The following is a 13,204-nucleotide window of genomic DNA, read 5'->3' as shown; positions in this document are numbered from 1 at the left end:
TTTCTTGGGTTATTGATAACGTTTCTGTTTTCTAAAACAAGTCAATTATTCTTCACGCATTAAATCACAAGTGCTGCATAGTGGAATTGCATTAAATTCATATTCATCTGTTTTACCAAGATAATCTTTAACAAAACCAACAATACCTGTTCCGTTTACATCTATACAACAGGTATTGATGCTTCCATCCCATAAAACTACAACTCGCTTTTTCGCTTCAAAAATGCAAGGTTTATACTTTTCTATCGTACTAGTTAAGCTTCGACCTGATGTAGTTTTAGAACTAACTTGTCCAGCCCAATCATGTTTTTCTTGCTGATGAGGATTATAGGTATAGACGATAGACAAAGGAATAGACTTTTCCTGAAACATTTCTTGAATACGCTCTTTCTGCCCAGCAAGATGTTCTGACAGATAAATGTCACGCACACCTAATTCAGACAAGCGCCATGCCTTTTCCTCATCAAGGAGTATACCGTTGGTGATAAAATTACATTCAATTCCTTTCGTTTTCGCATAAGAGATAAAATCGAATAATTCTGGATGAAGTAAGGGTTCTCCAAAATTATTAAGAAATAAATCTTTTTGTCCACACTGTATTGCTAATTCCACAACATCTACAAATGTAGAAAATGACATATTTCCTTTTGCTCTACTTTGAGATGGATGAGGACAGTAAGAGCAAGTTAAATTACAAAAATTGGAAATTTCAACTTGATAAATATACATCGTTTTGAACTCCTAAAATATCAACAGTTATTCAACACGATCGCTGATTTCTAACCGGAGTGCTTTGTGGTATACGGCGCGATCGCCACCTGCAACAAAGGTATCTATACAGTCTCTCCCGCGAGAAACCGCAGCCGGTGCAGAAGTACAGTAACCACCAAGATGCTGCCAATCACTCCAGACTGAACCATCCCAACTCTTGCGGTACATTGCACCATCACAGCCAACAGTAAAGATATCTAGCCGATTTGCAGCAACAGAAGTAGCAGCGACACCATACTGGCAATACCCTCCCAAGTTTTCCCAACCACTCCAAGTTGAGCCATTCCACTGCTTATGATAAATCGCACCATCTCCACCTAAAACAAAGGTATCAATGCAGTTTATCCCGTGAGAAACCGCAGCTGGTGCAGAAACACAGTACCCTCCGAGATTTTCCCACTCATCCCAGGTTGAACCATTCCATCGCTTGTGGTACAGCGCACCATCAATCCCAATGGCAAAAATATCTAGCCGATTCTCACCAACGGAAGCAGCCGCGACACCATAGTGGGAATACCCGCCAAGGTTTTCCCAACGACTCCATTTTGAACCATCCCACCATGTCCGGTAAGTAGCGCGATCGCTACCTAAAACAAAAGTATCAATGCGGTTTAATCCCCAAGAAACCGCAGCTGGCGAGGAAATACAGTATCCTCCAAGTCTTTGCCAATCGCTCCAAGTTGAGCCATCCCACCACTTATGCCATAAAGGGCCAATACTGGCTGTGAGTAAAACATCCAGCCGATTCTCTGACCAAGAAGTGGCTGTAACACCATATTGGCAGTATCCGTCTAAATATTCCCCATCCGTAGAAAATATTGGCATATCTTCTTTAGAGGCGGGACTCATCGCCGGAAATGGCATACCCCGATCCTGAGAAATTGCTGCTGTAGTTGGAAAACTGGTTGTCATTGGCCTCTTTTCTTCCTTTGCGTTCTTTGCGGTTCGTTAAAAAAACTGACTTTGACAAAGAGTTAAGCCTTAACTGACCCTTATTGCATACCACTTGTGATAGACTGCGCGATCGCTACCCAACACAAAAGTATCAACGCGGTTTGGAGCCGAAGCAACCGCAGCCGGCGCAGCAATAGAGTAGCCGCCGAGATTATTCCACCCAACCCAATTAGAACCGCCCCAGTACTTCTGGTACACAGCACCATTACGAGCAATGATGTAAATATCTAGGCGATTTTCAATTCCAGAAGCAGCCGCAACACCATACTGGGAATAGCCACCAAGTTTTTCCCAACCACTCCAGCTTGAACCATCCCAATACTTTTGATAGATGGCGCGATCGCTACCCAAAGCAAAAGTGTCAATCCGGTTTAATCCCCAAGAAACCGCAGCTGGTGTTGAAATACAGTAGCCCCCCAGCCTTTCCCAATCGCTCCAAGTTGAGCCATCCCAAGACTTTTGGTATATAGCTCCATCCCAGTTGACGATAAACAAATCCAGCCGATCTCCCCAAGAAGCAGCCGCGACACCATACTGAGAATATCCACCAAGATTTAGCCAATCGCTCCAGTTTGAACCATCCCAGCTTTTATGATAGACAGAGCGATCGCCTCCAATCACAAAGGTATCAATCCGATTCTCTCCTCTGGCGATCGCAGTTGGTGCAGAAACACAGTAGCCCCCCAGTCTTTCCCAATCACTCCAGACTGAGCCATTCCATTGTTTCTGGTAAATAGCGCTATCTTTGCCAACGCTAAAGACATCCAGCCGATTTTCTGCCCCCGAAGTGGCAGCAACACCATACTGAGAGTACCCTCCAAGATTTTCGCCATCCATCGCAAAGGATGGCATATCTCCTAACGAAGCAGCCCCCATCATCGGGTATGGGGTTGGTGGAGGATAGGGCATACGTACAGAAGCGTCTTGAATTTCCATTTCAAGCGGTGGCATATCGTTAGGTATTTCCTCTGTGGTTGTTTGGCTCATTGTCATTTAATTACGAATTACGAATTACGAATTACAAACTACGAATTATCTAAAGTCTTTAAAATTACTTTGGCAGCTAATTTATGTCCCGCAGAATTCCAATGACCATCAATATCAAAGTAAAGCTTTTCTGGCGTGCTATTTTTTCTAAAATCATCAGTTAGATTGACACAAGTTACATCTTGTGATTCTGCAATATCACATAAACGCTGATAGCCAATCTCTTCATTTTTGAGTAAACCTACATTCTCAGGAAATAACTGGACATAATCTTTGATATAGGCTGATTCTTTTGAAGGTACAAGAAAAACAAACAGCTTAACTTGATTTTCTTTGGTCAATTTAATGATTCGTGATAATGCTGCTTCTACTTTGATAACACCATCAGATATCAAATAATCACTATCTACACCAACTCCTGACTCAGGCGCTGCCAGCGATAAATTAAATAGAGTTAAACCATTTTTTGCTTCTTTAGAGATAGGATTTCCGATTGATGCTTGCAAGCTTTTTTTGTTGTTTTTCAAAACAAACTGGTACAGAAATGTTTTTTCATACCAAGGCGAAAAACTTCTTTCTTTAAGAGTATTATATATCCTTTGACCAATGTCAGATGAATAATTAGTTAAATCATTAGCAACTATAGATAAAATTACTTTCTGAGGTTTATATTTGGCGATCCATTCATTAAATAATGTTTCATATTGAGCAAAAGAATAACCGGGAACACCTAAATTAATTGCTGGCTGCTGCAATTCTGATTCTACAAGTCTGGGAAATATTTTTTCCTCACTGACCCATTGACCCCATGTAAATGAATCTCCAATAAAATACAAGTTAGATTTTGTGTAATCTCTCCCTATATTGCGAAATCCATGACTATCTGTATTAGCAACTTCTGTAACTTTTGCTTCTTGCCAAACAGTTTTGAAGTCCTTCAGGTTTGATTTAGGTTTGTAGCCTAATTGAGCATCCGGTTGAATGAATTGATAAAAAATTTGCGCCTTGGACTTTTGTGGGGCAGCAACTCCAGTAGTAATGGCAAAAGTTTCGATGATTAACAGCCCAACCATAACTCCAGCCAGCATGAGCAATAAATTTTGTAGCCAAGGCTTTATTTTTTGCATCAATTCTTACTCTTATAATTACGAATTACGAATTACGAATTACGAATTGTTTACACAGTGTTTTAGCCACAATCTCCCCTGCTAACTGATGTCCCAAAGCGTTCCAATGCCCGTCGCAATGAAAAGTATTATCAAATCCATGTAAGCAGACATTATTCTGCTGGGCATAAGCCTGAAAATATTCTCCTAGATTAATAGTAGTAAAACCTTCATGTTCTCCTAATGCTGCAATCCGCTTTTCTGGGTAAAACCAATCTGTTAACCCTGACACTTCCTGACGATCGCGCACGATAGGATCGGGATTAACTTGCAGGGGAGTTGTTAGCGTTACTACAGCAAAATTCGCTTTTTTAGCAATTGTTTCATTATGTATTAAACTAATTAGTCTTTCTGTTTGTTGCCATGCTTGTTGCCATTCAGAATCAGTTGCGGTGTTATATATCAGCCATTCTGTTTGCTTCAAGAAATTCTGCCATTCAGGGTCAGTGAACGGAGACAGTGTTACAGGCTTGCTTGCTAATTGGAGGTCTTGTTTTTTATTATCTTGATGAGGAAGTGGTAAAGCGTATTTTGCTTGTTTGAGAAGCTGCAAAATCCGTAAACGGTCTTGAAATTGGAGATAAGCCTGATGCCACCATGACTTTTGTGAGCGATAAATATCCATATTCACAAACGAGTCATCAACTACCCAATCACCATCTCGATCGACAAAATAGGGTTTCATAAGGGCGCTATTATCCATAGCAGTCTGACTCACCATTTTTTCGGTGAGAGGGCGGAAGTTGTTGATCAAATCATTGCCAGGATAAAAATTCAGGAGTATGAGATCCGGTGAATAATTCCAGACCTTTTCCTGTAAGGTGATTAGTTCTTGATCGGTTCCATAACCATTGACTCCGAAGTTCATCACTTCTACGTCACGACCTGCTAGAGTGGGACAATTTTTCAGTTCACGTTCGATGACGGCGGCGACTCCTTGTGTTTGTGGCAGTTGGCGTGCTTCTGTAAAAGAATCTCCCAACAAGGCAATACGGATGGTATTCTCTGGCTTAACTGGGGAATGTTCTCGGTCGTGAAAACCCTCACTGTTGTATTGGATATAAGCTTCCCCTTCGTCATGCACCCACCCAGCCGCATAAGGTCGTCCTGCCCAACCTCTATGTTCATCAAAGGTATAAAATGTCTTGTATTCAACGCCAGCAATGCGTAAGCCAATTTCTACGACCGCCAGCCCTAAGACAATTCCGCCTAGCAATAAAACTAGGGTCAGCATCACCGCTACCCACCGCTTTAATGATAATGCCGATGTTACCACCTCACATTCCTCAAAATAGTGTGTAAATAAATGGTGCAAGCACGGATGACTGTGCGAACACAATCAAGATACCTAAGAGTAATAGTGTGACGATGAGTGGTAGCAGGAAGAATTTGCGGCGTTCTTTCAGCAATCCCCATAAATCTTTCAGCAAGTCTTGTGTTGTTTCAAGCATTAGAAGGGTTTCTCCATTTTGTTTATAGGTTTAACTTGATTGATAATGCGATAAGTTTTTACGTCAGCATCTAGCTTTCTGGCCATCGCATCATGATGAAACACACCTCGCATCACTAGACCGATTGGCGTAATTAAGGTATAGAAAATAATACTGAGGATTATCCGCGTATTAATCCAACCTAAAATTAGTCCAATTCTCATCCAAATTTGGTAAACACCATTGAGTGTAGCGGGGGCAATCAGCGCCCAAACCCAAAGGATGCTAGCAATTACCCAAGGTAAAATCGGTAAGGGTTCGTGATGGAGCAAGGGCAGCACACTACCGAATAATCCTGCCGCGATCGCACCGCCAAGCAGTCCAAAATCTCGTAGTCCTTTCCGATCGAGTTGTTGTATTTCGTTCATCGGCGTTAATCTAATTCAAATTCTGTTTTCCAAGACTCATCTTTTTGTCCCTGGGGTTGGTTCGATTTGACGATGAGAAAGTTCTCTAATACCAAGTAGTCCATCTCCGTTCTCATAAAACAGCGATAGGCATCTTCTGGGGTACACACAATTGGTTCACCCCGGACATTAAATGATGTGTTTACCAAAACTGCACAGCCCGTTTTTGCCTGAAAATGTCGCAGCAGTTCATAGTAGCGAGGATTAGTTTGTTGATGAACCGTTTGAATCCGAGCGGAATAATCTACATGAGTGATGGCGGGAATTTGCGATCGCTTCACGTTTAACTTATCAATGCCAAATAACTCCTCCTGTTCTGGTGTCATAGAAATCCGCAGTTCGCTGTTGATTGGTGCAACCAAAAGCATATAAGGGCTGGGTCGGTCAAGCTCAAAGTAGTTGGAAACCTGTTCTGCTAAAACAGAAGGGGCAAAGGGACGGAAGGATTCGCGGTATTTAATTTTCAGGTTCATCACCGATTGCATCTTGGGATTACGAGGATCGCCAATGATCGAACGACCTCCCAAAGCTCGCGGGCCAAACTCCATCCTGCCAGAGAACCAACCCACAACGTTCCCTTGCTCTAGAATTTCAGCAAGTTCAGGCATGAGTTTGTCATCTTCTAGATATTGGTAGGGTGCATTCACAGACTGGAGATAGTCTCGAATCTCTGTTTCCCCATAACAAGGGCCTAAATAGCCTCCCCGCATGGCATCCCCATCGTGAGGAATGCGCGGCTTTTCATGATACTGATGCCAAATAGCTAATGCTGCCCCAACTGCTCCCCCTGCGTCTCCGGCTGCTGGCTGAATCCAAATATCTCGAAAATCTGTTTCTCGCAAAATGCGTCCATTGGCGACACAATTTAGGGCGACACCACCAGCTAAACAGAGATAGTCTGTATTCAGTTCTTTCTTAACCGTTCTTGCCAAACGCAAAACGACTTCCTCGGTAACGTGTTGGATGGAACAAGCTATATCCATTTCTCGCTGGGTGAGTTTTCCCTCGCTTTGGCGTGGTTCACCACCAAACAATTGATGAAATTTCGGGGTAGTCATGGTTAGCCCCGTGGTGTAGTTGAAGTAGTCCATATTCAACCGGAATGTGCCATCTTCTTTAAGATCCAAAAGGTGGTTGAGGATATGGTCTACATATTTGGGTTCACCGTAGGGCGCTAAACCCATGAGTTTGTATTCCCCAGAGTTGACCTTGAAACCTGTGTAATAGGTGAAGGCAGAATAAAGCAGCCCTAAAGAGTGGGGAAAATCAATTTCCCATTGGGGAGTTAGTTGGTGGTCTTCTCCTAACCAAACCGAGGTGGTTGCCCATTCTCCGACTCCATCGAGGCACAGCACCGCCGCCCGGTCAAAGGGACTGGGAAAAAAGGCAGAAGCGGCGTGCGCTTGGTGATGTTCAGTAAATAAAAGTTGGGGTAATTGCGTTTTTTTGCAATTTCCCAGGGTCGCCAGTTCTTTTTTTAATAGCGTTTTGAGATAAAGCTTTTCCTTTAACCAAACTGGCATTGCTGCAATAAAGGAACCTAATCCCTTGGGTGCGTAGGCGAGATAGGTTTCCAGAAGTCGCTCAAATTTGACCAATGGCTTATCGTAGAAAACGATTTGGTCTACTTCTGATAATCCAATACCTGCTTGTTTGAGACAATAGGCGATCGCACCTTTAGGAAATCTCGCATCATGTTTTTTGCGGGAAAAACGCTCCTCTTGTGCGGCGGCAACAATATCACCATCCACAACTAAGGCGGCGGCACTATCGTGATAATAAGCTGAAATTCCCAGAATACGCATTTTTTATATAAAACTCCTATTATTTATTCCCTATTCCCTAACTCTATATCGCTCAATTTCCACAAACCCAAACTCTTCTGTGGATAGTCTTTTCTTTCAGTCGTTTTTTCATCAATGATTTCGAGCATATCAGGAAAGTTGTAAGGGGGTAATTGTAAATCGATTGCTCGCCAATCACCCGTAACAATATCTTTGTTTTCAAGTATTGCCGGATAAGTTGTAGTTAAAAGATATGTAGAATTGCTTTTTTTAAAATTTTTAACTACAGCAATAGCATCTTTAAATGAAAGATGTACTAGACAATCTCTACAGAAAATCAAATCGACTTTTGGCAGTGGATCTATTGCTAAATCAAGATTAATAAATTCTCTGGCTTCATTGCCATAACAACGTTGATTGTCGGTAATTAAATCGGCAACAATATCACATCCAATATATTTATCTATATTCAGTTGTGCTTCTTTTAGCCAATAAAAATCTCCACAAGGAGCATCGAGCATTGTTTTGACATTAAGTTTCTCTAGTAAAACTGGTATTTTTTTTATGATGACCGATGTTTGCTGAAGATTAGATCCTCTGCCAGAAATAGATTCGCGATCACCCCACCTATTACGATAATATATATCATTAAAAACTTCTTTTCTGTTTTTACCTCGATACGATAAAAGCATTAATTCATATTGCAAATTAAATGACACATAATCAAAAAAAGATTTTATGGGATGTAAAATAGTATTCTTGCTCATAGTTTTTAATAGGAAAAATGCTAAAGGTTACTAAAATTGGAAGTAGACAAAGGGTTGAGGATTGATTGCTGCAAACCGAAGTATGGTTGAAACTAACACTCCATAGAAAACCGCAAAGCTCCATTTAGGAATTTTCTGCCACCAGTCTGCGAACCAACCTTTATAAGCTGCCCAGTGCATAATAACTAAAGGTATAAAAACCCATCCAACTTGAATGTTTAGGTTTTGAGATCCAGAAGAATTAAAGAATAAAAAGCTTTTCTCCACTTGCACAGCACTGATGATATTGTTACTCCGAAAGAAGATTGCAGAAGCACAAAACCAGTAAAACGTGAGGGGGATACCTAAGATATTTCTAAGTGTCTGGAATCGCTTATAGGGAGCAATCCAGGATGACCATTCTTTATGAACAATTAAAGCAATGCCATTCAATCCCCCCCAAACGACAAAATGCCAAGCTGCACCATGCCAGAATCCAGAGGTAAGCATCAGAATCAGAATATTTCTAGAACTAAAGGTTTTTGTGCGTTCTTCTTTTGGCCGCATTTTCATCAAAGGGCTATAAATATAGTCTCGCAGCCAGGTGAAAAGCGTAATGTGCCAACGTTGCCACAACTGAGTGACATTTGCAGAAAAGTAGGGAAAATTAAAGTTGAGAGGTAGCTTATATCCAAGTAAACCTGCACAGGCGATCGCCATATCTGAATAGCCAGAAAAGTCGCAGTATATTTGTATAGCGAAAGAAATTACGGCAATCCAACAACTTAAAGCTGTATAAATCTGTGGATTTGTGAAATACTGGTCTACCAAGGGAGAAAGATTATCCGAAATACAAGCTTTCTTGAAATATCCCACCAGAAAAAGCGTTAAACATCCCTGAAAATCAACCTTGTTTAAACTTTTTGGAGTTAGTAGTTGAGGCAAAAAAGTAGATGCGCGGACAATGGGCCCTGCAACCAATTGAGGGAAAAAAGATACAAATAGAGAAAAATCCCAAAAACTTCTAACAGGTTTGACTTTACCTAGATACGCATCAATTGAATAGCTCAGAGTTTGAAACGTGTAAAAGCTAATGCCTGCTGGAAGAATAATTTTAAGGGTGTTAATACTAATAGGCAGCCCCAAAAAACTTAATACATTTGAGGCAGAGTCAGCAAAGAAGTTATAGTACTTAAAAAATCCTAATAAACCTAAATTTACAATTAAACTGAGTGCCAACCATCCTTGGCGCTGCTGCTGATTCATTGGTTTATTCAGCAGTACATCCCAAGAAAATCTGTGTTGTACTACCTCGCTTGTTTGAATTTCTTGTCCTACTATTGAACCCTCGGATTGTGGTCTAGACAGCATCAAACCGACAAAGTAATCAACGACTGTCGAAAGTAAAAGCAAGGAAAGAAAGCGCCAATCCCAAGCACCATAGAAAATATAACTACAGACTAGCAACCATGATTTACGATGATTGTGTTTCTGTAAAGCCCAGTAGACACAAAAAATAATAATAAAGAAAAAGATAAAACGAAATTCTGTAAAAACCATATTGATTCTCAGATGTGAATTAACTAAAAACAGAAACTAAAGAGTAGAGGATATTTGTTTCATGTTTGGTTGTAGGATTTTTCTGTGATTAGCTGGCTTTTAGATACAAGGGATTGATTATATAGATCGTTTGAAGATGAATTCAGATATTTAGCAAACTCTGCTGCCAAAATACGGGTGAATTCTTGAGCGCCTTGTTGATTTAAATGCCTCCCATCGGCTCGGCGATTGACTTCATATAAAGTGGTGAAAGTATTAGGTTTATTAAAAGCAAATAAAGTCGAAATATATCCTATATTGTAAGCTGTTGTAATAGCAGAATTATTAAAATCAGTATTTAGGACTGGAGGAATTAAGAAAATAGGTTTAACTTTAATTTGACCTATTTCCTCTTGGCTCTCAATTCTAGAGGCTATTTTTTGAATAATTTTAATTATAGAGGAATTAAGTGGATATGTAGATATATTTCCTCTAAAAAAAGCTCCTGATTTTGATTGCTTTAGTTGTTCTTCATAACTTTCTAAGTAATTTGATATAAAAATTTCTCTCCGTTTTGCACTATTTTCCAACCAGTCCATTGCATAATATCCAGCTTCCTGTATTAATTTTTCAGCAGATATTCCTTTTGGTAATACTTCAGATTTTTGCTGCCAAAAATTAGAGAAATAACCAATACCTAGGGATCGATATAGAAAGCTTACTGAATTTGCGTAAAAACCGCTAATCTTCTCTTTTAAAGTAGAGGTTGATTCAGAAATTAGTTGAAAATTTTCTATTGTTTTAACAGGGGTATGCCAGTAAACATTTTTAGCCGCAGTCGGTGCTTCCTCCATAAAAAAGTCAACTAAACAATCTAAAAATATCCATTTTAAGTTTGCTGGCTTTAAAGCTAAAATCTTTTGCAAATAAAAATCCATCTCAACTGCATTGGCTGCCATGATTCCAAAGTTGAAAGACTTAATACTCTTACCATTAGATGTCATTGTTTCATCAAATACTTTGGGGATAACTCCTTGATATGTAGTACTTGGGCCCAAAAAAATAACATCATAATCATCTTTGTGTTCAGCAAAATATTGAAACTTAGTACTAATATCACCAAGATTTTGAGGAGTAACAGAAGAGGGTAAAACGGTATTGATGAATCCAGAGGTCAAAATCAAAGCAAGCAGAAAGATTATGCTATAAAAAAACATAACTACTGGTTTTGGTACTACTTTTTTCAGAATATCTATATTCATTGTCGGTTTTTGAAGAAATTATTTTAATTCACGCAGAGACACAAAGTCGCAGAGAGAAGGATGTCTAATTTTTAGAGGAAGTTAAAATTGATGTATTATTATTTCTTTGGATATAAAAATCGCTTGTGAGAATGGGTGGATATTTTGCAGTTTCATTTGCACCTAAACAATTTTCAGGACAGGCAATTTCGGCATCGTTATTAGGAGACGCAAAAAAAGCAAATGAATATCTTGGTTGGATGTGTCGGGATACATAGGGTATTGCAACTTGGTGTTTTGTGGCATACACTTTATCGTTCGTCCATCGTTGCAAAATTTCTCCTGCCATGACGACAACCGTATCAGGAATTAAAGGGACTGGAACTCGCTCTCCAGTTTTTGTGCAAATTTCTAAGCCCTCTACTTCATGCTGAAATACGTAGGTGATAGTATTTCCATCTGTATGTTCTCCCAGGCGAATATTTTGGGATTGCGGAAGTTCAGATGCACCAGGATAGTGATGCAAACCCATAGCATGATTTTGTTCAGAATGTAACTCGGCAAAATAGGACTCTGGCAGTTTCAAAGCAATGGCTAGGGCTTCAAGAACTTTCAGCGTACTTGTGTGGCAAGCTGTGAAAAATTGCAACATTCTTTCCCGAAACTCTGGTTGATTTTGTAGCCATTGGTTCGGTTGGTGAAAAGGATGATCTAGCTTATCCAATTCCTCTGGATTCATTTCTCTACCAAAGTAAAATTGTTCACTAAGTATGCTTGACTTACCCATAGGAATATATCCTCGGTGACAGTTTTCTGTTAAAGCTATCTGTTTTTTTTCTTCTAACGGCAGTGCAAAAAAACGCTTGGCTTGAGCAAAGGTTTGAGTAATTAGAGTCGTGGAAATATCATGATTTTTCAGGTAGAAATATCCCATTTCCTGTAAAGCACTGGCGATTTGATTGGCAATTAATTCTTTAGCAACCGTGTCATCCAACAAAAATAGACGGAAGTCAATGACAGGAATCGGCATTGAAACAATAGATTCTTTTGAACGTTCATTGATTGAGATCATCGTTAAAAAACTCTGCGTACCTTTGCGTTTCAAAACGTTACGATTTTATGCTTTCCGATGTATAACTTCCTGTAGCGACTTGATTAATATATTCATGAGTGCGAATTGGTGGATAGTTGGGAATTGCGTTTGCCTTGACGCAATTTTCTAAGCAAGTAATTTCAGCATCGTAATCGGGAGACTCAAAATAGATAATCGAGTACCTGGGATTACTAGGGAATTTGGAAGGTAGAGGAACTCTATGTTTGGTGGCGGGAAATTTATCGTTTGTCCAGCGCTGCATTAAATCTGCAAGGATAACTAGAACTTTTCCAGGGGCGAAGGGGGCTGCAATCCATTCTCCAGCATCGTTGCAAACTTCTAATCCAGCCGTCTCATCTTGAAATATTAAGGTGATACTACCGTAATCTGTATGTTCAGCAAACCGCGTCTCACCGAGGGAAGGAGATTGCTGTAGAGATGGATAGTGATTTATAGAGGTGTTGAAGTTGCGTTCTAGATGGAAATCGGTAAAGTAGGACTCTGGTAGTTTTAAGGCGATCGCCAGTGCCTGTAAAATACTAAAAGACGCATCACGACAAGTTGTAAAAAATTCTAATAGCAGTTGGCGAAACTCTATTTGGTCTTCAGGCCATTGATTCGGTTCACCAAACTGCTGAGGAGTTACACCCGCTTCTGCTGGCGCAACATCTAAACCAAAATTGAATGCTTCCAGCAATACCCTCTCTTTACCACGCACAACATAGCCTCGACTAGCTCCTGGAGCAAGTTTTACTTGATTTTTCTTCTCCTGTGGTAATGCGAAAAAAGTCTGCGCTTGAGCGAAAACTTGCTCAACTAAGGTCTGAGGTACACAATTTTCGAGGTAAAAACATCCAATTTCTTGAATAGCACACGAGATTTGATTGGCAACTGTTTCTTTAGCAGCAATATCACCAACCATAAATGGATGGAAATCAATTACAGGAATCTGTGTGGAAACAATTACTTGGGATTCACGTTCTTTGATTGGGTTCATTGGTTAAAAATTCCTCTTGGTAATCTGTA

At 40.1% G+C, this 13,204-nt stretch carries 13 protein-coding genes; all 13 read right to left on the bottom strand.

Translation table 11 applies throughout. The annotated features are described in order from the left end of the window. Positions 1 to 45 precede the first annotated feature (45 nt). The 13 genes from V7K45_RS03395 to V7K45_RS03335 all read right to left on the bottom strand — a co-directional run bounded on the left by V7K45_RS03395 (position 46) and on the right by V7K45_RS03335 (position 13,175). Complete coding sequence (locus V7K45_RS03395; protein WP_335000383.1) at positions 46 to 729, bottom strand: radical SAM protein; 684 nt, start codon at positions 727 to 729, stop codon at positions 46 to 48. A gap of 27 nt (positions 730 to 756) precedes the next feature. Further along, positions 757 to 1,683, bottom strand: coding sequence for a hypothetical protein (locus V7K45_RS03390; RefSeq protein ID WP_335000381.1), 927 nt, complete (start codon positions 1,681 to 1,683; stop codon positions 757 to 759). Between the two features lie 69 nt (positions 1,684 to 1,752). Beyond that, positions 1,753 to 2,712 carry a hypothetical protein gene (locus tag V7K45_RS03385; RefSeq protein WP_335000379.1) on the bottom strand — a complete coding sequence of 320 codons (960 nt, stop codon included), beginning with the start codon at positions 2,710 to 2,712 and terminating at the stop codon, positions 1,753 to 1,755. 38 nt (positions 2,713 to 2,750) lie between these two features. Beyond that, a complete protein-coding gene (locus V7K45_RS03380) occupies positions 2,751 to 3,839 on the bottom strand; it encodes an SGNH/GDSL hydrolase family protein (protein ID WP_335000377.1) in 1,089 nt (362 codons plus the stop codon). Positions 3,840 to 3,864: 25 nt separating this feature from the next. Then, positions 3,865 to 5,154 carry an SGNH/GDSL hydrolase family protein gene (locus tag V7K45_RS03375; protein ID WP_335000375.1) on the bottom strand — a complete coding sequence of 430 codons (1,290 nt, stop codon included), beginning with the start codon at positions 5,152 to 5,154 and terminating at the stop codon, positions 3,865 to 3,867. 10 nt (positions 5,155 to 5,164) lie between these two features. Then, complete coding sequence (locus V7K45_RS03370) at positions 5,165 to 5,329, bottom strand: DUF5989 family protein (protein WP_190233927.1); 165 nt, start codon at positions 5,327 to 5,329, stop codon at positions 5,165 to 5,167. Next, the gene (locus V7K45_RS03365; protein WP_335000371.1) at positions 5,329 to 5,736 is read right to left on the bottom strand and encodes an SxtJ family membrane protein; all 408 of its coding nucleotides are present in this window, start codon (positions 5,734 to 5,736) and stop codon (positions 5,329 to 5,331) included. Before V7K45_RS03365 ends, V7K45_RS03370 begins: the two co-directional genes overlap by 1 nt. A 5-nt stretch (positions 5,737 to 5,741) precedes the next feature. Then, the gene (locus tag V7K45_RS03360; protein ID WP_335000369.1) at positions 5,742 to 7,580 is read right to left on the bottom strand and encodes a carbamoyltransferase family protein; all 1,839 of its coding nucleotides are present in this window, start codon (positions 7,578 to 7,580) and stop codon (positions 5,742 to 5,744) included. A gap of 23 nt (positions 7,581 to 7,603) precedes the next feature. Continuing rightward, positions 7,604 to 8,326 (bottom strand): class I SAM-dependent methyltransferase, encoded by a 723-nt coding sequence (locus V7K45_RS03355; protein WP_335000367.1) that lies wholly within the window; start codon positions 8,324 to 8,326, stop codon positions 7,604 to 7,606. A gap of 30 nt (positions 8,327 to 8,356) precedes the next feature. After that, positions 8,357 to 9,865: an MBOAT family O-acyltransferase gene (locus tag V7K45_RS03350; protein WP_335000365.1), complete on the bottom strand. Its 1,509-nt coding sequence runs from the start codon at positions 9,863 to 9,865 to the stop codon at positions 8,357 to 8,359. A 59-nt stretch (positions 9,866 to 9,924) separates the two neighbouring features. Then, positions 9,925 to 11,106 (bottom strand): hypothetical protein, encoded by a 1,182-nt coding sequence (locus V7K45_RS03345; RefSeq protein ID WP_335000363.1) that lies wholly within the window; start codon positions 11,104 to 11,106, stop codon positions 9,925 to 9,927. A gap of 64 nt (positions 11,107 to 11,170) precedes the next feature. After that, complete coding sequence (locus V7K45_RS03340; RefSeq protein WP_335000361.1) at positions 11,171 to 12,157, bottom strand: isopenicillin N synthase family dioxygenase; 987 nt, start codon at positions 12,155 to 12,157, stop codon at positions 11,171 to 11,173. 37 nt (positions 12,158 to 12,194) lie between these two features. Beyond that, complete coding sequence (locus tag V7K45_RS03335; RefSeq protein WP_335000359.1) at positions 12,195 to 13,175, bottom strand: isopenicillin N synthase family dioxygenase; 981 nt, start codon at positions 13,173 to 13,175, stop codon at positions 12,195 to 12,197. Positions 13,176 to 13,204 lie beyond the last annotated feature (29 nt).

It is taken from the genome of Nostoc sp. (assembly GCF_036917375.1).
Classification (GTDB): domain Bacteria; phylum Cyanobacteriota; class Cyanobacteriia; order Cyanobacteriales; family Nostocaceae; genus Nostoc.
Note: the sequence above shows the minus strand (reverse complement) of the source record. Positions and strands in the feature narration are given on the sequence as shown.